24 protein-coding genes are annotated in these 22,365 nt (G+C 59.4%); 14 read left to right on the top strand and 10 right to left on the bottom strand.

The annotated features are described in order from the left end of the window. Positions 1-54 precede the first annotated feature (54 nt). Both FEF26_RS09975 and FEF26_RS09970 read left to right on the top strand, forming a co-directional pair. Positions 55-786, top strand: coding sequence for an HAD-IA family hydrolase (locus tag FEF26_RS09975; RefSeq protein ID WP_138253392.1), 732 nt, complete (start codon positions 55-57; stop codon positions 784-786). A 2-nt stretch (positions 787-788) separates the two neighbouring features. Continuing rightward, on the top strand, positions 789-1,340 hold the full coding sequence (locus FEF26_RS09970) for a TetR/AcrR family transcriptional regulator (RefSeq protein ID WP_243730516.1): 552 nt from the start codon (positions 789-791) through the stop codon (positions 1,338-1,340). Here FEF26_RS09970 and pheA read toward each other — a convergent pair whose 3' ends face one another. Then, positions 1,341-2,255 carry a prephenate dehydratase gene (pheA, locus tag FEF26_RS09965; protein ID WP_138253391.1) on the bottom strand — a complete coding sequence of 305 codons (915 nt, stop codon included), beginning with the start codon at positions 2,253-2,255 and terminating at the stop codon, positions 1,341-1,343. Beyond that, the gene (locus tag FEF26_RS09960) at positions 2,252-2,581 is read right to left on the bottom strand and encodes a rhodanese-like domain-containing protein (RefSeq protein WP_138253390.1); all 330 of its coding nucleotides are present in this window, start codon (positions 2,579-2,581) and stop codon (positions 2,252-2,254) included. Before FEF26_RS09960 ends, pheA begins: the two co-directional genes overlap by 4 nt. Positions 2,582-2,649: 68 nt before the next feature. Here FEF26_RS09960 and FEF26_RS09955 point away from each other — a divergent pair, with 68 nt between their 5' ends. Beyond that, on the top strand, positions 2,650-4,170 hold the full coding sequence (locus FEF26_RS09955; protein ID WP_243730515.1) for an amidase: 1,521 nt from the start codon (positions 2,650-2,652) through the stop codon (positions 4,168-4,170). Here the strand turns inward: FEF26_RS09955 and FEF26_RS09950 are convergent. Together FEF26_RS09950 and FEF26_RS09945 are read right to left on the bottom strand one after the other, a co-directional pair. Then, entirely contained in the window at positions 4,167-4,388 is a 222-nt protein-coding gene (locus FEF26_RS09950) for a hypothetical protein (RefSeq protein ID WP_138253389.1), read from the bottom strand. The genes FEF26_RS09955 and FEF26_RS09950 overlap by 4 nt on opposite strands. Positions 4,389-4,885: 497 nt before the next feature. Continuing rightward, positions 4,886-5,107, bottom strand: coding sequence for a CsbD family protein (locus FEF26_RS09945; protein ID WP_138253388.1), 222 nt, complete (start codon positions 5,105-5,107; stop codon positions 4,886-4,888). 214 nt (positions 5,108-5,321) lie between these two features. On the opposite strand from FEF26_RS09945, the gene ectA reads away from it, so the two are divergent. From ectA to FEF26_RS09895, 10 genes are all read left to right on the top strand, one after another. Continuing rightward, on the top strand, positions 5,322-5,846 hold the full coding sequence (ectA, locus tag FEF26_RS09940) for a diaminobutyrate acetyltransferase (protein ID WP_138253387.1): 525 nt from the start codon (positions 5,322-5,324) through the stop codon (positions 5,844-5,846). Positions 5,847-5,890: 44 nt separating this feature from the next. Next, positions 5,891-7,177: a diaminobutyrate--2-oxoglutarate transaminase gene (gene ectB, locus FEF26_RS09935; protein WP_138253386.1), complete on the top strand. Its 1,287-nt coding sequence runs from the start codon at positions 5,891-5,893 to the stop codon at positions 7,175-7,177. Positions 7,178-7,217: 40 nt separating this feature from the next. Then, on the top strand, positions 7,218-7,610 hold the full coding sequence (locus FEF26_RS09930) for an ectoine synthase (RefSeq protein WP_138253385.1): 393 nt from the start codon (positions 7,218-7,220) through the stop codon (positions 7,608-7,610). Positions 7,611-7,709: 99 nt separating this feature from the next. Beyond that, positions 7,710-9,104 carry a TrkH family potassium uptake protein gene (locus tag FEF26_RS15935; protein ID WP_138253384.1) on the top strand — a complete coding sequence of 465 codons (1,395 nt, stop codon included), beginning with the start codon at positions 7,710-7,712 and terminating at the stop codon, positions 9,102-9,104. A 22-nt stretch (positions 9,105-9,126) separates the two neighbouring features. Next, positions 9,127-9,765 carry a potassium channel family protein gene (locus FEF26_RS09920; RefSeq protein WP_279536486.1) on the top strand — a complete coding sequence of 213 codons (639 nt, stop codon included), beginning with the start codon at positions 9,127-9,129 and terminating at the stop codon, positions 9,763-9,765. A gap of 105 nt (positions 9,766-9,870) precedes the next feature. Then, positions 9,871-11,247 carry a hemolysin family protein gene (locus tag FEF26_RS09915; protein WP_138253382.1) on the top strand — a complete coding sequence of 459 codons (1,377 nt, stop codon included), beginning with the start codon at positions 9,871-9,873 and terminating at the stop codon, positions 11,245-11,247. Continuing rightward, a complete protein-coding gene (locus FEF26_RS09910) occupies positions 11,244-12,284 on the top strand; it encodes a CNNM domain-containing protein (protein ID WP_138253381.1) in 1,041 nt (346 codons plus the stop codon). The genes FEF26_RS09915 and FEF26_RS09910 overlap by 4 nt, the downstream gene beginning before the upstream one ends. 93 nt (positions 12,285-12,377) lie before the next feature. Further along, positions 12,378-13,520 (top strand): acetoin utilization protein AcuC, encoded by a 1,143-nt coding sequence (locus tag FEF26_RS09905; protein ID WP_138253380.1) that lies wholly within the window; start codon positions 12,378-12,380, stop codon positions 13,518-13,520. Between the two features lie 246 nt (positions 13,521-13,766). Next, a complete protein-coding gene (locus FEF26_RS09900) occupies positions 13,767-13,865 on the top strand; it encodes a 30S ribosomal protein bS22 (RefSeq protein ID WP_081652675.1) in 99 nt (32 codons plus the stop codon). Positions 13,866-13,938: 73 nt separating this feature from the next. Further along, a complete protein-coding gene (locus FEF26_RS09895; RefSeq protein ID WP_138253379.1) occupies positions 13,939-14,196 on the top strand; it encodes a glutaredoxin family protein in 258 nt (85 codons plus the stop codon). Here FEF26_RS09895 and proC read toward each other — a convergent pair. The 6 genes from proC to FEF26_RS09865 form a co-directional block, all read right to left on the bottom strand. Further along, positions 14,193-15,029, bottom strand: coding sequence for a pyrroline-5-carboxylate reductase (proC, locus tag FEF26_RS09890; RefSeq protein ID WP_138253378.1), 837 nt, complete (start codon positions 15,027-15,029; stop codon positions 14,193-14,195). The two genes, FEF26_RS09895 and proC, sit on opposite strands and share 4 nt — an antisense overlap. Beyond that, positions 15,026-18,184 carry a type I restriction endonuclease subunit R gene (locus tag FEF26_RS09885; RefSeq protein WP_138253377.1) on the bottom strand — a complete coding sequence of 1,053 codons (3,159 nt, stop codon included), beginning with the start codon at positions 18,182-18,184 and terminating at the stop codon, positions 15,026-15,028. The genes proC and FEF26_RS09885 overlap by 4 nt, the downstream gene beginning before the upstream one ends. Before the next feature lie 109 nt (positions 18,185-18,293). Next, positions 18,294-18,560 carry a type II toxin-antitoxin system RelE family toxin gene (locus FEF26_RS09880; protein ID WP_138253376.1) on the bottom strand — a complete coding sequence of 89 codons (267 nt, stop codon included), beginning with the start codon at positions 18,558-18,560 and terminating at the stop codon, positions 18,294-18,296. Further along, positions 18,557-18,832, bottom strand: coding sequence for a type II toxin-antitoxin system RelB family antitoxin (gene relB / locus FEF26_RS09875; protein ID WP_138253375.1), 276 nt, complete (start codon positions 18,830-18,832; stop codon positions 18,557-18,559). The genes FEF26_RS09880 and relB overlap by 4 nt, the downstream gene beginning before the upstream one ends. A 680-nt stretch (positions 18,833-19,512) precedes the next feature. Further along, positions 19,513-20,313, bottom strand: a complete 801-nt coding sequence (locus FEF26_RS09870; protein ID WP_138253374.1) for a hypothetical protein — start codon at positions 20,311-20,313, stop codon at positions 19,513-19,515. Between the two features lie 230 nt (positions 20,314-20,543). Beyond that, entirely contained in the window at positions 20,544-21,620 is a 1,077-nt protein-coding gene (locus FEF26_RS09865) for a restriction endonuclease subunit S (RefSeq protein ID WP_138253373.1), read from the bottom strand. On the opposite strand from FEF26_RS09865, the gene FEF26_RS09860 reads away from it, so the two are divergent. After that, positions 21,561-22,365 (top strand): transposase (locus FEF26_RS09860; protein ID WP_138253372.1); only part of this gene is annotated, 805 nt, incomplete at its 3' end. The genes FEF26_RS09865 and FEF26_RS09860 overlap by 60 nt on opposite strands.

The raw sequence follows: 22,365 nt of genomic DNA, 5'->3' as shown, positions 1-22,365 counted from the left end.
AGGTAGACCTGTCTACATTGCAAACTGCTGACGACTTGCAGGAGATGCACACTGGTGAAAAACCTCACCGACTACAAAGTTTTGAGCTTTGATTGCTATGGCACCCTCATCGACTGGGAGACCGGGCTACTCAACGTATTGCGCCCATGGGCAGACGAACACGACTTAGAATGTGACGACGAAGACCTGCTCCTTGCCTACGCAGATGCAGAAGCAGCTGTGATGCGCGAGCACCCCTCCACGCTCTACCCCGAACTGTTGGCCGCCGCACTTCGGCGCGCAGGCGACCATCTGGGCAGACCGGTGACGGCGGACTGGGCCGAAAGAATGGGCAATTCAGTTCCGGACTGGCCAGCGTTTCCCGACTCAGCCGACGCACTGCGGCGGCTCGGCCAGCACTACGACCTCGTGATCCTTTCCAATGTCCACCATGCAGGATTCGCAGGTAGCAACAAGCACCTCCAAGGTGAGTACGCGACCGTTATCACCGCCGAGGATGTGGGCGCCTATAAGCCGTCAGGGCCTCATTTTGAGGCGCTTACTACCTGGCTGCACAAGCAGGGCCTCGAACGGCATGAGCTGCTGCACGTAGCGCAGAGCCTCTTCCACGACCACGTGCCCGCTAAGAAATTCGGCCTCGATTCTGTATGGATCAACCGACGTCACGACCGTCCAGGATGGGGTGCCACCCCACAGCCTGAAGAGGAGTGGACCTACGATGCCGAGTACACCTCCATGGCGGAGTTCGCTTCCGCGGTGGAGCGAAAATTCGACGGGCAGGAGTGAAAGTGGCAGCTAGGGATCGACTTCTGGAAGCCGCTGAGCGACTGTTTTACACCCGGGGCATCAGTGCAACAGGCATAGACACCATCACAGCAGAGGCCGGGGTCGCCAAGATGAGCCTGTACAACAACTTTGCCTCCAAGGATGAGTTGGTCCAGTCGTATCTTGAGCAGCGAGAACAGGAATGGATGCGACTCTACGAAGACCGAGTCCGCCATGCCGAGACTCCGGTGCAGAGAGTCCTCGCAGTCTTCGACGCTTACCTAGACCACGCCGAGACCGCCTACGAGCATGGCTTCCGCGGCTGCGGTCTGCTCAACGCCGCCGCCGAGTTGCCCGGCGATGCACCTGGGCGCCGCATTGTTCGGAAGCATAAGGAACGGGTGGAGGCCCTCATGCGTGAGCACCTCCAAGAGGTGACGTCCGATGGTGAGGTATGGGCTGAACACTTGTCGTTTCTTCTCGAAGGCGCCGTGAGCAGAGCCGGTTTGGAAGCCAACCCGAACCGGCTCCTGCACGCCCGCCAGCTGGCCTCCAAGCTCCTGGGCGGCGTCTGATTATCGGCGAAGTGACTCGATCCACCGCTGGGCTGCGCTGAAAGCCGTCTCGGAGACTTCAGGCCCCACATACTGTGGCTTTCCGTCCGCGCGTGGGTAGGAGCCAAGGAACCTTATCTTCGGCGAGATGCGGTGGATACCAGCCAGAGCGTCGGCGATCCGCGCCTCCGCTATGTGGCCTTCCAAGTCCATGGAGAAGAAATAATCACCCATACCGAAACCTGTGGGCCGCGACTCAATCCTGCAGATGTTCACTCCGTTGGTGGCAAAGTGCTCCAAGATCTCCATCAACCCCCCGGGGTGATCTTCGGGCAAGGGAATCATCACGGTGGTCTTGTCCGCCCCAGTCATGGCCGGCACGGGGCCCGGTTTAGCCGCCATGACGAACCGTGTGACAGCACCGGGAACATCTTCGATTTCACGTGCGATGACGTGAAGACCCAACTGCTCAGCCACCAAAGGGGCGCACACAGCAGCGTCAGCTATCGCTGGATCGCGAGTCAGCCCATGAGCCGCAGCCGCCGTGGAGGATGCCGGCACGAACTCCACTCGCGGCACTGAGGCTTCCGCCCATTTGCGCACCTGCGCCCAACCATGGGAATGCGTAGCGATCGAGCGCACCCGATCCAAAGGCATCGGAGCAGCAGAGGCCAGCACGAACGTAATCGGCACAAGCGTCTCAGCAGTGATGTGCAGGTTGTGACCGACCGAGACAGCATCCAGTGTGGCCGTGACCCCGCCCTCTACGGAGTTCTCAATGGGCACGACAGCCACATCGGCGTCGTCGTCTTCAACCATGGCCAGCGCAGAGAGCACACTTGCAGCAGGAACCCGCTCAGCAGTGTCTGCACCAGGCATCTGCAGCAAGGCTGCCTCAGTGAAGGTCCCCGCAGGACCCAGGTAGGCGTACTTCACAGGATTCGAGGCTCCTCGCCGGTAGAAGACTCCAATTCATGACCGGCGGTGATCCACGCATCGTAGCCCCCGCCGACGAGGAACACAGAGTACCCCTTGGCGGTGAGCCACCCGGTGATCTGGGCACTGCGGCCTCCAGTTCGGCAGATCACATAGTAGTCCTCGTCAGGATCCAACTCATCTTCAAACTGGGCGGGGATTTGGTCTACGGGAATGTGCACAGCACCCGGAGCATGACCAGGCTGGAACTCATATGTTTCACGAACATCCAGCACGGTGGCACCGTCTGGCACCTCAGCGGCAGGAACCGTTTCGAAGTCGGACATGTCACCACATTAGTCCGAGAACTCGCCGAATGCCTGCGCCGATCCGGGAAATTCCATAGGGTGAGGTCATGGAACAGGTCGAGCAGGCGCGGCAACCCGCTGATATGCCACGCAGACGTATCACTACACCTGCGCGCATCTCCGAATCCGCCAGTCCCAGTGCAGAACACACCACGGACCTGTCCATGGCTGACTTCCGGGCTGCGACTGCGGCCCAGTGGCGCAGGGCGGTGCTGACCGGGGAAGTCTCCTGCGTCGAACTGACGACCACCGCCCTGACTGCTGCCGCCACCATGAGTGGCCTTGGCGCGTTCATTCACCTCGACCCTGAGTTTGCGTTGGCCAGGGCGGAGCAGCAGGACAGGACACTGGCCCTGCTGAAGCAGAGTATGTCTTTGGATGAACTCGCCAGGTCGGCTCCCTTGCTTGGACTACCGACGGCATTCAAAGACCTCGTGTCGGTCGCTGGGCTCCCGCTGACCCTGGGCACAGCAACGTCTCCGGCAACACTTCCCTCCTCGGATGCCCCCCTGGCAAGAACGGTCCACCAAGCCGGGGCGATCAGTATCGGCAAGACCCAGGTTCCGGAGTTCGGCCTGCCCTGCTATTCCGAGAACCAACTGGCAGACCCCGCACGGAACCCCCTCAGCATCAGCCGCACAGCGGGAGGCTCAACCGGCGGCGGAGCTGTGGCGGTCGCGGCAGGGATCCTGCCACTTGCTCCGGGAAGCGACGGGGGCGGATCAGTCCGCATTCCCGCCGCAGCCTGTGGACTGGTGGGGCTCAAACCGGGTCGTGGCAGAATCCCCGACGACGATCCCTCACCCTCAGTCCAGAACCTCGTCACCTCGGGTCCCATCGCAACAATCGCTGAGGATGCGGCACTCCTGTTCGACGTCATGGCCAAACAGGGCACGAAGGCCCAAAGCGCTGTCCAACAGGCATTGGATAACGGAGTCACGTCCCTGCGAGTGGGAGTGACAACGGAATCGCCCTTCTCCCCCGACCTCGACATATCCCTGGCGGAAGACGCAGTCCAAGCCCTCGAGAACGGAATCACCATTCTCGGAGGGCTTGGACACCACATTCAAGGCACAGAGAGCTGCACCGGCCCTGAGCGCTTTTGGGGCCAGAACTATCACCAGAATTTTCAGGCACTGTGGACCGCCCGACTGGGAGACCTCACCTTCAGTGATCAGCAGGCAGAACTGCTGGAACCGCTGACACAGTACTTCATAGAACTCGCCCGCTCTCGGCCGCAGGCCGCCACCCGGCAGTCGATCGCGGTTCTCCAAGAGTTCGCTGATGATGCCGAGGACATTTTCGGCCCATGGGATGTCCTGATGACACCGATGCTGGCTTCCGCACCCCCTCCACTTGGCTGGTTTTCAGCGTTCGCGCCGGAAGATAACTATGTGGAGCAGTGTCGGTTCACTCCGTACAGCTCTGTTGTGAATGTGTTGGGACTGCCTGCAATCAACGTTCCCGTGCACAACAGCGGTGACGGGTTAAGTTGGTCGGTTCAGATCATCGGTAAGCGGGGCACCGAGGAGCAGTTGTTAGCGATCGCAGCAACAATGATGCGCTAGAACTGGCGAGGCATCAGGAAGCGCTGGTTCAGAGCCTCATCCCGTCGACGTTCTGCCTCCTGTCGGCGGATCTGACCACAGAAGTCCGGCTCAGAAGACTGGATGCGGAACTGCCTCTTACGCGCTGCAGCTTCGGCCCAGGATGCCAACGCCTCTGAAACCGCGAGTGCTGCGCGTTGAATGACGCTGTAGCGGTAAGTAGGAAAAGAAGTAGACACAGTGTTTCCTCAATAATAAAAGGGCATAGTGAACTGCAGTCAAAATGCCTCAGAAAGTGCATAAATGAGACGCGCAACTCAGTGAATTGATGTCACGGAATGTGAGGGCAGGCAAGGTGCGGTGAACGCAGCTGTGCCGCATAGGAGTTGCACGAAAAAGAAATGAGAGATCAGTGGCGTCTAGCGCGGGCGCTCGACTCAGCTGATGTAAGACACTGGACCGCCACCGAGGGGCATGCGGACCGCTGTCGCGGTGCTGAGTGAGAACCGAAGCATCTGGCCCGGATTCATTTTCTCTAGCATTTTCATGGTGCCCCTCCTTTCAAAGGCTCGGTCTGTACAGTGTCAAGATTTAACTTATCACAAGAATTCGGAGAATGCATGCAAAGAATTCTGGACCCCGGAGAATTCTTTGGTCTACACAATGACAGCGGCACCGGGTCGGCCCCTCGGTTGAGAAGCTTTTCCGGTGCCGCTGGTCGTGAGGTTTTTCGTTACTACTTCGTGTCGTCGGCGCCGCCAGTGGCACCTTTGGCTTGACCCTTGGCGTCCTTGGCAGTGTCTTTCACTGACTCGACAGCGTCTTTGCCTTTGCCCTTGAGTTTTTGGGCCTTGCCCTCACCCTCCAGCTCCGAGTTGTCAGTTGCCTTACCTGCGGCCTCCTTAGTGGAACCGCTGACTTTGTCTTTGGCTGCTTCAAACTTGTCTCCGAGACCCATTGAGAATCTCCTTTCGCTTGGGGACGTTACGAGGTTGACGCTACAGCTCACATCACTGCATGTCACCAGGTCAGAGCAGACTCACAGCGAATCTTAAGACGTTCTCAGGCTCCCGCTAAGGCAGGCACATGCAGTTGCTGCTAGCGGTAAGTAGCAACCTGTCCTACGGAGCTTGCGCCTCGCGGCGGCGAGGAACTTGCTAATGTGGAGAGAGATGAATGCCGATAATAGTTCTGCCCAACCAAACGAACTGATAATTCTCCGAGCACCCACAGTGGCTGACGGTGCGGACCTCTGGCGACTCGCCAAGGGGACCGGTGTCTTGGACACCAACACCCCATACGCCTACCTGCTGTGGGCTCGCGACTTCGCCTCATCCAGTGTGATCGCAGAGGTGGAGGCTGAACCAGCTGGATTCATTTCGGGCTACACCAAGCCATCGGACCCCAACACGCTCTTTATCTGGCAAGTGGCTGTGGACTCGGCGTTCCGCGGCCGCGGGCTGGCGAAGAAGATGCTTTTCGAGCTCGTTCAGCGCACTGGAGCTTCGCGCTTGGAGACGACGATCACCGCTGACAATGAGGCGTCGATCGCACTTTTCACCGCTCTGGCGCGAGAGCACGGCACAGAGCTTGAGAGACGATCCTTGTTTACTGAGGATCTGTTCCCCGCTGCAGAAGAATCTGGCGAGACCCACGCCGCAGAGGATCTTCACATCGTAGAACCTCTGAATCGCTGACATCACATCGTTCACGACAAGTAACTGAGGACTGAGATACCACTATGGCTACTGACATTTTCGAGACCCGCGAATCCCAGGTGCGCAGCTACAGCAAGAACTGGCCGGCCGTCTTTGAGAAAGCCGAAGGCTGCTACCAGTTCACTGAGGATGGATCCCGCTACCTGGACTTCTTCTCCGGAGCTGGCGCGCTGAACTACGGGCACAACCTCCCAGAACTGCGGGACTTGGTTGTTGACTACGTGGCCGGTTCTGGGGTGACCCACTCCATGGATATGAACACTCCTGCCAAGCGGCGGTTCCTGGAGACTTTCGAGCGCATCATCCTGGAGCCCAGGAACCTGGACTACAAAGTCATGTTTCCCGGACCGACAGGTACCAACACTGTTGAAGCTGCACTGAAACTGGCCCGCAAAGTCACCGGCCGGCAGCACATCCTGTCCTTCACCAACGCCTTCCACGGCATGACGCTCGGCGCACTGTCGGTCACAGGTAACTCCATGAAGCGCAAGGGCGCTGGCATTCCCTTGACCAACTCCTCCAAGATCCCCTACGACGACTACTTCGACGGCGACATCCCAGACTTCCTTTGGCTGGAAAAGGTCCTGGAAGACTCCGGCTCTGGTGTGGATAAACCCGCCGCCGTCATCGTAGAAACCGTTCAGGGCGAAGGCGGCCTTAACACCGCTCGCACCGAATGGCTCCGAGGTCTCTCGAGCTTGCTGCGTAGGCACAATATTCTGCTCATTGTCGACGACGTCCAAGCAGGCTGCGGTCGCACCGGCAGCTTCTTCAGCTTCGAAGAAGCGGGTATTTACCCAGACATCGTCTGCGTGTCGAAGTCCATTTCCGGCTACGGCCTCGCGATGGCACTGACACTGTTCAAGCCCGAGCTTGATGTGTGGGAGCCGGGTGAGCACAACGGCACCTTCCGTGGGAACAACCTAGCTTTCGTCACAGCAGCACGGGCGCTGGAACTCTTCTGGGCCGATGACACCTTCCAGAAGGAACTCGCTGGCAAGATCGAAGAGCTCCATACGGGTATGGCCAAAATTGCCGAGCATGTCAAAGGTGCAGGAATCCGCGGACGCGGTTTCCTCTCCGGCATTTGTTTCCCTGAGCCTGACACGGCAGGCAAAGTTGCCGCTGAAGCTTATAAGCGCAACATGCTGGTCGAAACCTCAGGCCCTAAGGATGAGGTCGTCAAGCTCATGCCGGCATTGAACATCAGCTCAGAGGACCTCCACAAAGGCTTGGAGATCCTAGAGGACGCTGTATTGGCTGCCACCGGACAGCGCGGTGAGCCGAGCCGCCTGCGCCCCCCTCACTGAGACCGCCACACCCCAGCTTCCCTCACTGAACGGAGACTTCATGTACACACTGCACATCGATGACCTCAACGGCACCGATCGCGATATTGATACCCCGAATTGGCGTTCTCGCCGCATGGTGCTCGGCAAAGAGAAGGTGGGTTTCTCGTTGCACGAGACCACTCTGCGAGCCGGCACCGACAATGAGTTCTGGTACGCCAACCATGTGGAGGCTGTCTACTGTGTAGGCGGCAAAGGCACCCTGACGGACCTCGAGAGCGGCAAAGAGCACAAGATCACCGACGGGTTCCTCTACCTACTGGATGGCCATGAGAAGCACCGTGTGCAGGTGGAAGAAGAGATGCGCATGGTGTGCGTGTTCAATCCACCGGTCACCGGCCGCGAGGTCCACGACGAAAACGGCGTATACCCGCTGATTATCGAAGAAGACTAAGCATTCGTAGCAGCGCCCAAACGAGCGCTGACTACCTAAGGTTGAGGCTCGGCTGGAAACAGCCGGGCCTCAACTCGTCTAGGGGCGTACTATGGCTCCGTGCCACAAGGGGACGCTGAACTGCGCTACGAGCGCTCACTCTGGAAGAGGACCATGGGGATGCTGGGCAGGCTCTCCAAGTCCTCCCCTCCGCGCACAGCCCTGCTCATCTTTGCCGTTGTCATTGGCCTCTTCACCTCTTTGCTGATGATGCCGTGGGCCACACCGGGCAGGAGTTCAGCCGCCGTTCACGAGGCGCTCTTTGTGGCCACGTCGGCAGTCACCGTGACAGGCCTGACGCCAGTCAATACCGCCGACCACTGGACTCTGGGCGGACAGATCGTCATTCTGGTCGGCATCCAAGTCGGCGGCTTGGGCATCATCACCATGGCAGCTCTGTTGGCAGTCTCAGTGACTCGCCATCTGGGGCTCCGCACACGTCTGATTGCTCAGGAAGGAATGTCTACCGGCCGGCTAGGAGAGGTCGGTCAGCTCCTCAAGACAGTCATCATCTGCTCAGTCGTGGTACAGACGGCCTTGGCCATAGTGCTGATCCCCCGGCTCATCGCTCTGGAGGGCGAGGTCGTTCGCGGAGCCTGGTACGGGCTCTTCTACTCCGTCAGCTCCTTCAACAATGCCGGCTTTGTGATCCATCCTGATGGGCTCGGCGGAGTGGGCAACGATCCTGTCGTGGTGTGGACCATCATGGTGGGAGTATTTCTGGGCAGCCTGGGCTTCCCTGTGCTCTACGTGCTGTGGCGCTACCGTTGGCACATCAAACGCTGGAGCCTCCACGCCAAACTCACCCTCGAGGTCACCACCATCCTGCTGCTCATCGGAGCGGTGGTCTACGCCTTCCTGGAGTGGAACAACACCGCCACCATCGGCGATATGGGATGGCTAGAGAAGCTGCAGAGCTCCCTCTTCGCCTCAGTCAACATGCGCTCCGGCGGATTCTCCGTAGTGGAGTCGAACATGGAATCCTCGGAAACGATGCTGATCTCCGACGCCCTCATGTTCGCCGGCGGAGGGTCCGCTTCCACTGCTGGCGGCATCAAGGTGACCACCATGGCCGTGATCTTCCTAGCGTTCCTCGCCGAAGCGCGCGGTCATGAAGAATCCACCGCCCACGGGCGGACCATCCCCGCCCAGGCTGTCCGCGTGGCTGTCTCAGTTGTCGCAATGGGCGCCACGGCAGTGCTGATTTCCACTCTCGCGTTGATGATGGTGAGTGGTCAGGATGTAGAACGCCCACTCTATGAGTCGGTCTCAGCATTCGGCACCGTAGGCCTGACCTCTGGTCTCACAGAAGAGCTCCCACCCTCGGGCCTCTATGTCCTCTCGATTCTCATGTTCACCGGGCGTGTGGGCATCATTACCTTCGCGGCGGCTCTCACTGTCCGCCAAAAGCGAGTTCGTTACCGTTATCCGGAAGGAAGGCCGATCATTGGCTAAGAATCAACAGGCCAACAAGCCGGTGCTGCTGATCGGCATGGGCCGGTTCGGCATTGCCCTAGCCCAACAGCTGGTCGATCAGGATAAGGAAGTCTTGGCCGTGGACCGCCACCGCAGCCTGGTCCAGAAGTACGCGGACGCACTCACGCACACCGTTGAGGCCGATGCCACCGACATTGAGGCCCTGCGCCAGCTGGGAGCCGAAGACTTTGACTCTGCAGTCGTCGGCGTCGGCACCTCTATCGAGTCCAGCGTGCTGATCGCAGCGAACTTGGTAGACCTCGGCGTCAACCAGGTGTGGGCCAAAGCCATCAACCCCACTCACGGCAAAATCCTCACTAGGATCGGTTGCCACCACGTGATCTATCCCGAACACGACGCTGGTGTCCGGGCCGCGCACCTAGTCAGCGGCCAGATGATGGATTTCATTAAGTTCGACGACGACTTCGCCATCGTGAAGATGAGGCCACCAAAAGCGCTGCAGGGCAAGACCATCAACGAATCGCAGCCCCGTAAGCGCCACCAGGTCAACGTCGTGGGCGTGAAATCCCCCGGCAAGGACTTTGTCTATGCCCAGCCGGACACGAAGGTCTCCCCCGGTGACACCATTGTGGTCAGCGGCGACGTCTCACAGCTCGAATACTTCGCCGACCACGCGTAGGACACGGCAGCGAGAAGCTGTATCATCTAAATCACTTACCAGTCATCTTCCAGGAGGTGCTTCCACTTCAGTGGAAACCGATAAACGCCGGTCAGCAGAAAACCTATGCTGACGGCGATCCTGACTCTCACCGCGGGAGTCATCCTCACTCTCATCATCATTGCGGCCAACGGATACTTCGTCGCTCAAGAGTTCGCGTATATGTCCGTCGACCGAAACAAGTTGCGTGGCAAAGCGGCCAGTGGCGATCGCGGAGCTGAGAAAGCTCTGAAGATTACCCAACGCACCTCCTTCATGCTCTCCGGAGCTCAGTTAGGCATCACCGTCACGGGGCTGCTGGTTGGCACAGTTGCGGAGCCGCTCATAGGCCAGTCGCTGAGTGTGATCTTCGGTGGCGTGGGTGTTCCACCGGCCGTGAGCATCACCGTCGGCACTGCAGTCGCTCTCGCACTCTCCACCGTAGTCCAGATGATTTTCGGTGAGCTGTTTCCAAAGAACTACGCCATCGCCAATCCAGGACCGCTGGCACAGTCGATGGCTGGGTCCACCAGGATCTACCTGATGCTGTTCGGGTGGCTGATCAGTGTCTTCGATGTGGCAGCCAACGCTCTGCTGCGGCTCATGCGCATTGAGCCAGTCCATGACGTGGATTCCAATGCCACTGCTGAGGATCTGGAACACATCGTCTCCAACTCGCGAGACACCGGAGAGCTCCCCGAGGACCTTTATCTGGCGCTGGACCGGGTGTTGGACTTTCCGCAGCATGACGTCGAACACGCCATGATCCCGCGTTCGCGAGCCGATAGCGTCCACCCGAGCTCAGAAGTAGGTGAAGTCCGCCTCCTGATGGCCACAGGACACACCCGCTATCCAGTCGTCGACCAGCATGACGAACCCGTCGGCGTCGTCCATCTCCTGGATGTTCTCGGTTCAACGCTCGAGGACAGCGCCCCAGTCACTGAGCTCATGCGCGAACCCGTTATTGTCCCGACTGTGATGCCGCTGCCAGAAGCCGTCAAGAAACTCGAGGAGACAACGTCTGCCATGGCGTGTGTCATCGACGAATACGGCGGATTCGCCGGCATCGTGACTCTGGAGGATCTTGCCGAAGAGATTTTCGGGGAGATTACGGACGAACACGACGACGAAGAGCCGGCCGCGATTACTGAGGTCACCGACGGCGAGTGGGAAGCCGATGCGGATGTGCACTTGGACGAAGTCGCACGAAAGATGGGCTGCCCGCTCCCAGAGGGCGATTATGAGACCCTCTCCGGACTGCTGATGACCAAAGCAGGTGACCTCTTGGACGTCGGAGAGATCGTGAAGTTCGAGATGCCTCCTGCACCCTCCGACTACGGCGAAGACTTCATTGTGCGCCGCGAACTGCATGTGACCGTTCTGAGTGTCGACCGGCACGTTCCTCATCGAGTCGCCCTCACGATCGCCCACGCAGAAACCGCCGAACGTGAGGAGACGAAGTGAACGCCGTGGTCGTTGCTGCTGTGACGGTGGCGCTCATCGTCCTGTCAGCGTTCTTCGTCGTCATCGAGTTTTCTCTCCTCGCAGCCCGCAGGCATCGCTTGGAAGAGACAGCCGAGTCCAGCGCGTCCTCCCGAGCCGCTTTGCGCAGCCTCAATGAACTGACCATCATGCTCGCTGGCGCCCAGTTAGGCATCACGGCGTGCACTTTCGCTCTTGGGGCGGTGACCAAGCCTGCGGTCCACTACGCGATGACGCCCCTGTTCACGGCATGGGGTCTTGCCTCATGGGTTGCTGACGCTGTGGCCTTCGGTCTGGCACTGATTTTGGTGACCTTCCTCCACCTTGTTGTGGGTGAGATGACCCCGAAGTCCTGGGCTATCGCCCATCCTGAACGGTCCGCTCGACTGATCGCTCTGCCTGCCCGCGCCTTCATCGGTCTCTTCCGCCCACTACTGACGTGGATTAACCGCATGGCCAACAGGCTCGTAGCCGCAACTGGTGTCGAGCCCATCGACAGGGCGGCCGCAGCCGGCTACGACTCTCAGACCATTCAACGCCTGGTGGAGGACTCTACTCGTGCCGGTGTTCTTGATGAGGCTTCCGGATCCCAGATCTCACGCATCATCGGTCTGGAGTCGCTGACTGTGGATGATGTGCTGGCCACACGCACCACTGTTCCCACTCAGGTACCTGCCACTGCCACGGTGGGGGACATTCAACGTGCCGCCGAACGCAGCGGCCACCTTCGGATATTGATCGCCCCGGAGAGAACCCAGGCGCCCCAAGTGGTGCACGTCAGGGACACCCTCGAAGCGGCTGAGGAGCATCTGGCAGAATCGCTCGCCCGGCCTGCTTTGGTCGTTGCAGCTGGAACGTCGGTCTACGCGGCTTTCCAGAGTATGCGCGAAAACGGTGAGCAGCTGGCCGTGGTCCGCCAGGAGCAACAGTTCCTCGGCGTGATCACCTGGGCAGATGTGCTCAAACAAGTGTGGCCTGCCGTCGAAGAGCAGCTGACCGATACTTCTCGCATTCGTTGACGCAGTGGCAGCAGCGTGACGTAAGCTCTAAAGGTGATTTCCAGCTCAACTTCTGCATCACTCCCAACCACTGTGGTCTGGGACCCTGAGCTGATGAGTCATCGGTTCACGGATTCCCACCCGATGGACCCGGTACGGCTTGATCTGACGGAGCGGCTCAGCCGCGAGTTGGGAATCTTCGACGCCGCTAACCTCACCCTCACCGCCCCGGCCATTGCTGACGACGACGCCCTGGCCACCGTCCATGACCGCAGCTACATTTCCGCGGTCAGCTCCTGTTCCGATTCCGGAGAATCTTCTCCCGAGCACGGACTCGGCACTGATGACGTCCCAGTCTTCGCCGATATGCACACCAGCGCAGCCCGTATCGCCGGCGGAACCCTTCATCTTGCCCAGGAGATAGTTGCCGGGCGCGCAGTCCATGGGGTGAACTTCGCTGGCGGCATGCACCACGCGGCCCGCAACCGGGCAAGCGGCTTCTGCATCTACAACGATGCCGCGCTAGCCATCCAACACCTCCTGGATAACGGCACCCGGCGCGTGGTCTATATCGACGTCGATGCCCATCATGGTGACGGCACCCAGGACATCTTCTACGCCGACCCTCGGGTCATGACGATCTCTCTGCACCAGAGCGGTACGACCATCTACCCAGGAACCGGTTTCCCCAATGAGACTGGTCAGGGCGAGGCGGTTGGCACCTCGGTCAATATTGCACTACCTGCCACTACCGGCGATTCGGGGTTTCTCCGTGCCTTCCACTCGGTCGTCCCAGCTTTGGTCAGAGCGTTCGAGCCTGAGGTGATCGTCTCGCAGCACGGCTGTGACGCTCATGCCGATGACCCCCTGACTGACCTGACCATGAGTGTGGATGGCCAGCGTCAGCTCGCCCTCGACATCAGCCACCTGGCCGAGGAGTTCGCCGAGAACCGATGGATCGCCACCGGCGGTGGTGGTTACAGCATCTACCGAGTGGTGCCGCGGGCCTGGGCTCATCTGACGGCGGTGGCCGCCGGTCACCCAATCCCTCTCAAGACACCCACCCCCGTGGCCTGGCGTGACTATGTCGGCGGCACCTTCGGGGTTTCGACACCGGCAACCATGAATGACGACGCTCAACTCTGGTGGAGGACGTGGGAACTCGGGTATGACCCCGAGGATGCAGTAGATCGCGCCATCATCCAGACACGCAAGGAGATCTTCCCGCTGCAGGGACTCGACCCCTGGTTCGACTGACCCCTTTCGCAGAAGCGTCTCGGGATGTGGGGAACTCGTCCCATTCTGGCGGGAGATTCCCACATCCCCAGACACTATTTAGCCAGGTGCCGCCGGGAAGCTACGGCGCGTTCAGCGGCTTGGCTTGAAGGACCTCATCTGCTCTAGTTAGCCCTTCACCAGTAGAGTCGGTAGACTTCCCCAAGACCTTTTTGGCCTACGGGGCAGGTACCTGCTCCACCCACCAACGTAAGGACTGTTCACCCTATGGGCTCAGTGATTAAGAAGCGCCGTAAGCGCATGGCGAAGAAAAAGCACCGCAAACGTCTGCGGAAGACCCGCCACCAGCGGCGCAATAAGAAGTAGCAACTTCACGCACGGCCCCGGCTACGGCCGGGGCTTTTGCGTGTCTGTCCACCCTTTCCCCAGGAGGAGCTCCATGTCCGAGTCCCCCGAGGTAGCCGTTGATCTGCTCACCACACCGGGCTGCCACCTCTGCGCCGAGGCGCTGAGGGTCACTGAAGAGGTCTGTGCAGAGTTCGGCATTACTCCTGAAGAGATCAATATTGAGCACGACGACGCCCTGCGCGCCCAGTTTGCCGAGGAAATTCCGGTACTGCGCATCAACGGCAAGGTACGGGACTTTTGGAAGATCGACCCCGTCAGGCTTCGCCGGCTGCTGGCTGAGGCTGCCTAGCCGCGTAGCTGGTGCGTGATCTCTGCAGCGCGTGAAGAGCTGGCCTTGGCACCGGCGCGGATCGTGGCGTCCATATCTGCGGCGTCGAACGTCTCGATCGCTTTCTGGGTAGTGCCATTGGGGCTCGTGACATTTCGGCGCAGCTGCGCGGCATCGTTCTGTCCGCGGTTCTCCACCAGCATCTTGCCGGCTCCGTAGAGTGTCTGGGCGGCTAAATCTGCAGCGATCTGGGGGTCCAGGCCCATCTCTACCCCGGCAGCGGCCATATGTTCGGCGAGGTAGAACGCGTAGGCCGGGCCCGATCCGGCCACGCCCGTGAGCGCATCGATCTGATCCTCTGTCAGGACGTGCACAGAGCCTGAGGCGCCCAGCAGCTCAGCCACGGTCTGCGTCTGTTCCTGGCTCACATGGGAGCCTGCTGCCAGACCCACTACGCCTTCGCCGACGGACATGGGGGTGTTGGGCATCGTGCGGATGACGGGCTGGCCTTCTGCCAAGGCCGACTCCATCATGTCGATGGTCACCGCGGCTGCTACGGAGACGACGACGGTCTCGGGTTTCAGCGCATCTTTGATCTCACGGCAGAGGTCCACGATTTGGTGGGGCTTCACTCCCAGGAAGACCACGTCCGCCTGAGCCGCTGCGGTGGTGTTAGCGGCGCCGTCGTGCTCCTCAGCCACCATGGGCACACCGTACTGCTCCGAACGCTTCTGAGCCGACTCAGCAGACCGTGCGGTGCCTATGACGTTCTCGGCTGGAACACCGGAGCCTAGAAGCCCGGCAAGGATGGCCCCATTCATGGACCCAAGCCCGAGCATGGCGATCTTAGTCATTGCTTCACTCCTGAATATGTGGCGGTCAGCTGCGCCTGGTCGAGAACAAGGTCAATGGCGTGCTCTTGGTGGTCGGGAGGATACCCGTGGATGGCCAGCAAACGCCTGAGTCTGGAACGCATGCCGGCTTTTACGGAGTCTCGATTCTGCCAGTCGATGGTCACCGATGACTGCACTGACTGGACGAGGTCTACGGTGATGTCGCGCAGCTTTTCATCGCCCATTTCAGTGACGGCCGAGCCGTTCTGCGCGAGTGCGTCAAAGAAGGCGAGTTCACCCACGGAGAGGTTCAGCTGTTCAGCGCGCTGCTCTTCACCCTTCATCTCTTTGGCGACCTTCACCAGTTCGGCAATTACTTCAGCGGCACTGAGAGCTTGGTTGGTGTATTTGTTGACCGCGGCGTCGAGCATTTCGGAGAATTTCCGACCCTTGACCACATTGGTGCGGCGTACGGTCTTGACCTCATCGTTGAGTAGTTTCCTGAGCATTGCCAGGTGGACGTGTTCCTTGTCTTTCTGCGCTGCGAGCCGGTTGAGGAAGTCTTCATCCAGAAGGGAGAGCTCCGGTTTCTCTCTGCCCTCGAACCCATAGACATCGATGACTTGGTCAGCAGTAATTGCCTGGTTGACGATCTGGCTGATGGCAGTGTCGAGGTCTTCCGCACCTGAACCGCCAGAACCGGACTCGGGTGCCTGAAACTTGATGATGGCGGCGCGCACGGCGGTAAAGAGCGCCACATCGTCGCGGATTCTCGCGGCCTCGTCACTGGCGCCGCAGAGAGCGAATGCTTTGATGAGGGCAAGGACCTCATCCAGGAAACGCTCGGTAAGGTTTTTGCCCGCAGATGTGTCGGCAGCGCCGCGCTCCAGGACGTGGTTGATCACGCGCTGATATACATCAAGGCGTTGCGCGTCACTCATCTGTGGTGTCACCTGGTGGTCCACTCCGTGCAGCATGGCCGTGACCACATCGTGCTTTTCCTGCATGATGGCGACCATCTGTTCGATGGGCACCCCGGTGGTCTCCCGGTCGGAGGGCGAGTATTCGGCGAGGGCGTCCTGGAGCTTGGTGAAGATGCCGATGTAGTCGACAATCAGCCCCCCGGTTTTGTCTTTGTAGCGCCTGTTGACCCGGGCGATGGCCTGCATGAGACCAGCGCCCTGCATAGTTTTGTCCACGTACATGGTGTGCATGGAGGGCGAATCGAAGCCGGTGAGCCACATGTCTCGGACGATGACCAGTTCCAGTTCATCTCCCGGGTTTTTAGCCCGCGCCTTGAGCTGGTTGCGCTGTTTCTTGTCGTAGAGGTGCGGTTGGAAGTGGGTGGGGTCGGCGGCCGAGCCGGTCATGACCACTTTGATCTTCCCCGCCGAGGTGTCCTCGGAATGCCAGGCTGGTCGGAGTGTAGTGATCTTCTTGTAGAGCTCCACGGCGATGCGGCGGCTCATGGTGACGATCATTGCTTTGCCAGCCATCTCGTCCCGCCGTGCTTCCCAGTGCTTGACGATGTCGGCGGCCACCAGATCCAGGCGAGCATCAGAACCCACCACGGCTTCTAGGCGCGCCCATTTGCTCTTAGCTTTCTGAGCTGCGGATTCTTCCGCTTCACCGGTGATCTCTTCAGTGAGCTGGTCGAGGGCTTCTAGGTCCTCTTTGTCGAGGTTGATCTTGGCCAGCCGGGATTCGTAGTAAATCCTTACGGTGGCTTCATCGGCGACTGCTTGAGAGAGGTCGTAGACGTCGATGTAGTCGCCGAATACGGCTTTGGTGGACTTGTCGGTCGACTCGATCGGTGTTCCGGTGAAGCCTAGGTATGTGGCATGGGGCAGCGCATCCCGCATGTATTTCGCTAGGCCGCCGGTGAATTTTCCGCTTTGTTCGTTGAATCGGGTTTGCAGACCGTATTGGGAGCGGTGGGCCTCATCAGCGATGACCACCACGTTGCGCCGGTCGGTGAGGAGGCGCTCACCGTCCACTTCTCCACCGAATTTCTGCAGGGTGGTGAAGATAATGCCCCCGCTGGCGCGGCGCAGTTTCTCCCTCAGGTCTTCCCGCGTCTCGGCTTGGACGGGTTGTTCGGGGAGCACTGATGCGGGTGCAAAGACTTCTTCGAAGAGCTGGTTGTCCAGGTCTTGGCGGTCTGTGAGGAAGACCAAGGTCGGGTTGGCCATGCGCGGGTCAGTCAGAATCTTGCCAGCGAAGAAGACCATCTCGAAGCTCTTGCCTGAGCCTTGAGTGTGCCAGACGACCCCACCGCGTTTATCACCTTGAGGAGAGGAAGCGACGACGACGGATTCAACTGCCTTGTTCACCGCCCAGTACTGGTGATATTTGGCCACCCGTTTGACGATGATGTTCTTTGCCTGACCACTCGAAGTTGAGGTGGTCTCTTCGGAGAAGACGATGAAGTTAGCCAGCAGATCCAGGAACCTGTGTGGGGTGAAAACTCCCTTCATGAGGACATCGAGTGAGGCTGTGCCCGAGGCTGTCTCAGTCCCGTCGATGGTCTTCCACGGCGCGTAGTGTTCGAACCCGGCGGTGAAGGTGCTCATGGAGGAGGATGACCAGTCGCTGATGACGGTGACTGCATTGGTGGTGAACAGTGAGGGGATGTCTTCGCGGTAGGTCTGGATTTGGTTCCAGGCAGATTTCAAGCTCGCACCTTGAGTGGAGGGGCTCTTCAGCTCGAAGAGGGCTACGGGGATTCCGTTGATGAAGGTGAGGATGTCTGGGCGTCGGTCGCGGTGTTCGATGACGGTGAATTGGTTGACTGCGACCCAGTCATTCGCTTGAGTGTCGTGGAAGTCGATGAGCCTTAGCCGTTTGGTGCGCTGTTGGCCACTGTCGCTGTAGGCGACTGGTACGCCGTGGAGGAGGAACTCGTGTTTGCGCATGTTTTCCAGGATGAGGTCCTGGTGTTCGGCGCGCAGGAACCGTTTGGCGGCTTCTTTGTGGTGCTCGTCGGTGGCCTCTGGATTGAGTCGCGCGATCGCGTGTTCGAGGCGGCCGGTAAGGATTGTCTGGAGCCATTCGTCGCGTTCCGGGTGGAGGGAGTCCGGTGCGATGTCCGGCCCGTGAAGAATTTCGTAGCCCAGTTGGCGCAATTGATTGAGTGCAGCGTTTTCTACTGCTTCCTCGTTGTAGGCGAGCCCCATGCACCCTCCCTCAAGGCCTCAGGCGGTTGCTGACCACTCTACAAGCAGGTCAGAGGCGGTTCTCAATTCTTGGGGTTCGGTGATCGTCTTTGCTTGCACTGGATGTTTCTTAGCCGTCGTAGATTTCCCGGCGGTGGCCAAGGTCCAGTGCGATGATGACGAGCTTCTCATCCTGAATATCGCAGATGATCCGGTAGTCTCCGACTCGGTAGCGCCAGTGCCCCTTCAATGGTCCAGTGAGCGCCTTGCCGCGGGTGCGGGGATCTTCGAGGGAGGCCAACGCACGCAGTGCGTCTCTGAGCCTGCGGGCTGCCTGTGGGTCGAGCTTTCTGAGCTGTCGTTGAGCGGCAGAGTCGAGTTCTACTCTCCAGCTCACTCGACCTCATCCAGGATGCTCATATCCACCGGCTCATCCTGGATTCCCAGCTCTCGCTCAACGTCCTCCAGCGGAATGGTCTCACGGCGTCCAGCGCGAATGTCCTCGGCGCGCTTTGCGATGGAGTATTCCCACTCAAGGCGGTCCAGCCCAGAGGTCACCAACTCGCGCAGGTAGAAGGACTTGGACCGGTTGGTCTCGGCCGCCAGGCGCTCCAGGCGTGCGTCCACATCGGCGGGCAACCGGAGTGATGTAGGGACAGCGCTAGCCATGACTCCTCCTAATGAACTACATGTAGTCACAAGTATACGCCGTAAAGCTTGGGAATTCTCCTGTGTGATAGCAGAAGCAGTAGACCCTCCCAGAGCATTCGGGGACCTTCTCCTTCGCTGCTATCGCAGCGAGAGAGAGTCCGAGTCTTTACGTGGCTATGAGAACTGAGCAGTCGAGGCTGCACCCGTTTCGTAGGCATACGGTCCGGCAGCGTCTTCACGGAATTCCAATGTAATCTATCGCGCGTTCACTGGAGATAGACGTCCCGACGGAACAGCCTAAGACCGAGACCTGGAAGACGTAGTGGCTCAAAACCGAACTCTCATGAAGAGTTCCGTTCAACTCACGAATGGAACCAGTCACTACAGAAACTGTATGGATTGTCTACTCGGGCTGCACTGATCAGAGCGGTGGTGCGTGACGCGTGAGCCGGCTCTCCGCAGTCAAGCGCGGGGTCTCGCGTATTGAGAGTCTCGTCCGCTTGACCCTATCCGGTGGTACACGGACTAGAGCATCCGGGCGGTGCGGCAACGGTGGGGCGCAATCTGGTCGGCTGCACCTCACCAGACGCGGCGTGCACCTCTGCACGCGATAGGCTCACTGAGCTATTGCTTCCTTCGCGAAGCTAGTGCAAGTCAAACACGCAAGCACATCAGATGTGGCTGAAACGTCCGTTCAACTACTCCGTGGGATCGGCCTGGGCTTCACTGGTCGTGTCTGCTGAATCTTGGTGCCCCCTCTGTGGAGGTTTCGATTCGGCCGCACGCTCCTCTTGATATTCCCGGAGTTTTCTTGCCTTCGCTCCATCTTTGGCGTGTCCATCCCGCGAAAACACCTTGAGCCCACCGTGAATGTCTTCATTCCACTTCTTGTGAGTATCGCGGATATCACGAAGTGCCTTAGCCACGTGGTGGACACCCAAGACTTCCGTGTAGATGCGCGCTTTGTGAGGGTGGAGATCAATTACAACGTCGCTGTTTCGACGTTCGCCCTCTAGACCTTCGTATGTGACGAAGCCCCTGTAAATCATTGGCATGTCGGCTCGCCCTGCTCGAGTCGTCGCGACGTCAAACACCGTTCGCCATTCCTGACTCGGCGCCAAAAAAGAAATCGCCTCGGGAAGTACAACTGGTTCAACGCCTTCTGCGCCGTTCGTTCGGTTCAAGGCGGGTTCGAATGAGACCTGTATATTGCGACCGGCTGTCTGCCCAAAGTTCTTCACTACCAAATCGTGGATATGGGAACCGACACCGTTCTCTTCGAGGTAAGCCACCACATAGGGCTGAGACTTCTCGCGTTCCAACGCTTTGGACTGTTCGCGGGCTGTTGACGCTTCCCCCAACTGCCTCTTCGCAATGAAAAGTGCAGCGGCAGCAATAAGAAACGTGAGAGCTGACGCGACAGAGCCTATCCAATCCGCGGCACTCGGCCCACTGCCTTGGAGTGCCTGCACCAGCTCTGCCACATGTTCATCAGCCATATATCAAGTCTGCCAAAGACCACTACAATCACGGAATTCAACGCCCAGGACTTGTTTCGAATGAGTCTGACCCGTAGCGCAGGAGGTCGAAAAGCCCCGAGGCATAATCCCCGATTAGACGCGCATGGCGCCGAAGGTCAAGCACGAGGTCCGAGACTCGGACGAGATTTCGCCAGCCCTCCGCGTCCTTGACAGCCGGCTAGCTCGCAGCCACTGCGAACTCGATCAAGTTACCGAGACACGAGAACCGCTGCAGCTTCAGGCACGCGAATACGACCAGACAGCAACTCAGGAAGCAGCGAATCCCGCAGCGCCTCGAGCTTCTTCGATTCATCCCGTAGCTGACTCATCCGGAGAAACATGGGAATCGCTTCCTCGTTGAACTCGTCTAGAGCCTCTGGGCAAGGTTTCGGAACCCTATATTGGCTGAATCCGTCTGGTGAAAATCTTTGTCGCCCGGATGAGCCAGTCATGCGGCGAATGGCCCAGCCACGGACATCCTCACTACGCAGTAAGCAGTAAATCCATGGGGTGCTGATCTCGTCTCGGGGAGAGAGGACCACGTACTCGGTAGAGCCCCAACCGACCTCTCCGTCGTCAAGCATGTCGACCACCGCAGTCTTGCCGTTCTCCAAGCAGGGGGTTATGCGAGCCATAAGCACATCACCATTGACGAACTTCTGTCCGCTACCAACAGCTTTGCTCTCCCAGTCGTCAACTACCGGAAAAAAAGTGGGAAGCGAAGACATCCCGACATAGGTAGCTATGGAGCCTTTGGCTACTTTGTGACGCCGATTAAGGTGAACGAGATCGGAGATCGGGAACCCCGCAGGGTCTTGTTGAACATCAAACAGTTGCTGGAAACGCGACAGCACGTGTTGTTCCATAAGTCCGATTGCGCAGCGGTTGGAGTCGATCTTGTCGTCGAGGGCGCCCAGCGTGGCCGCGATGCTCCGCTGCTCTTCGATAGGGGGAAGCGTGGGCATTTCAAAGTTTCTGATGTCCGCAACATTAAGATGCGCCACAGTTGACCCTTCTGACAGCTGGAGAAGCTGCTTTTGCTGCGCGGGCGCAATCAAATAGAAGTACAGAAAACGAGAATTCAGGACATCGGGTTTCGTGGCTCTTCGGATCTGGGGTGGGGCTGGCGACGCGCGGAGGATCTTGAGTAGGGCATGAAGAAGGGGCCGGGGCCTCGATGATGTGTAGCGACCAAGCAACACGTCGTCAGAAGGACCCCGACCCCGATGTTCGAGAATACGCGCCCCGTCTCTGCTTGCCCAACAGGCAAGATCAGTTACTGCCATGACTGCGATCTCTTCGCTGATCTGGAGGGCCTCCACGTCACCGCTGTGGACCGGCCAACCAAGGAGGTTGCGCTGATCGTGTGGGTGGAATCAGCAAAGACCCTCACCGGTTGCCCCGATTGCGGGGTCATCGCGGTCAGTGCTGGCCGGCGAGAGGTCGAGCTGATTGACGCTCCTGTCTATGCGACACCTGCCCGGCTGATCTGGCGTNTGCTGACTCGACGCTGTATCGCTTGGGGCGTTCGGCAGATGCGGCGAGAGAACCTCTCAATCCAGGGCCTGGCCCGCCAACTCGGGGTCGACTGGCACACCGCATGGGCAGCCATCCGGCCGCTATTGGAATCCGCTGCCGCTGATGAGCGGCGTTTCACAGGGGTGAAGACCCTCGGAGTCGACGAACATATTTGGCATCACGTCAACCCCGCACGGCGGGGCCCGAAGGCGCTGACCGGGATGGTCGACCTCACCAGAAACCAACATGGCGCGGTGCAGGCTAGGCTGCTAGACCTGGTGCCAGGCCGCACCGGCAAAGCCTACGCAGGGTGGCTAGCAGACCGTAGCGAGGAGTTCCGGGGCGGAATTGAAGTCGCTCCACTGGACCCGTTCGCTGGGTACAAGAACGCCATCGATGAACAACTCGAAGACGCTACCGCCGTCCTCGATGCCTTCCACGTGGTCCGCGTGCGCCATGAGGCGCTGTGTGTGCGGATGGGGGTGAGAGACCCCTGTGGCCTGGTCGTCGCAG

Source organism: Nesterenkonia salmonea (assembly GCF_005771525.1).
GTDB lineage: Bacteria > Actinomycetota > Actinomycetes > Actinomycetales > Micrococcaceae > Nesterenkonia > Nesterenkonia salmonea.
Note: the sequence above shows the minus strand (reverse complement) of the source record. Positions and strands in the feature narration are given on the sequence as shown.

Coding starts and splice junctions, on each gene's coding strand:
- proC (WP_138253378.1), bottom strand. CDS start 15,029: ATGACTAAGATCGCCATGCTCGGGCTTGGGTCCATGAATGGGGCCATC.
- FEF26_RS09960 (WP_138253390.1), bottom strand. CDS start 2,581: ATGTCCGACTTCGAAACGGTTCCTGCCGCTGAGGTGCCAGACGGTGCC.
- FEF26_RS09945 (WP_138253388.1), bottom strand. CDS start 5,107: ATGGGTCTCGGAGACAAGTTTGAAGCAGCCAAAGACAAAGTCAGCGGT.
- FEF26_RS09915 (WP_138253382.1), top strand. CDS start 9,871: ATGCTGACGGCGATCCTGACTCTCACCGCGGGAGTCATCCTCACTCTC.
- FEF26_RS09905 (WP_138253380.1), top strand. CDS start 12,378: ATGAGTCATCGGTTCACGGATTCCCACCCGATGGACCCGGTACGGCTT.
- ectB (WP_138253386.1), top strand. CDS start 5,891: ATGGCTACTGACATTTTCGAGACCCGCGAATCCCAGGTGCGCAGCTAC.
- FEF26_RS09900 (WP_081652675.1), top strand. CDS start 13,767: ATGGGCTCAGTGATTAAGAAGCGCCGTAAGCGCATGGCGAAGAAAAAG.
- FEF26_RS09930 (WP_138253385.1), top strand. CDS start 7,218: ATGTACACACTGCACATCGATGACCTCAACGGCACCGATCGCGATATT.
- FEF26_RS09865 (WP_138253373.1), bottom strand. CDS start 21,620: ATGGCAGTAACTGATCTTGCCTGTTGGGCAAGCAGAGACGGGGCGCGT.
- FEF26_RS09895 (WP_138253379.1), top strand. CDS start 13,939: ATGTCCGAGTCCCCCGAGGTAGCCGTTGATCTGCTCACCACACCGGGC.
- ectA (WP_138253387.1), top strand. CDS start 5,322: ATGAATGCCGATAATAGTTCTGCCCAACCAAACGAACTGATAATTCTC.
- FEF26_RS09885 (WP_138253377.1), bottom strand. CDS start 18,184: ATGGGGCTCGCCTACAACGAGGAAGCAGTAGAAAACGCTGCACTCAAT.
- FEF26_RS09870 (WP_138253374.1), bottom strand. CDS start 20,313: ATGGCTGATGAACATGTGGCAGAGCTGGTGCAGGCACTCCAAGGCAGT.
- FEF26_RS09955 (WP_243730515.1), top strand. CDS start 2,650: ATGGAACAGGTCGAGCAGGCGCGGCAACCCGCTGATATGCCACGCAGA.
- relB (WP_138253375.1), bottom strand. CDS start 18,832: ATGGCTAGCGCTGTCCCTACATCACTCCGGTTGCCCGCCGATGTGGAC.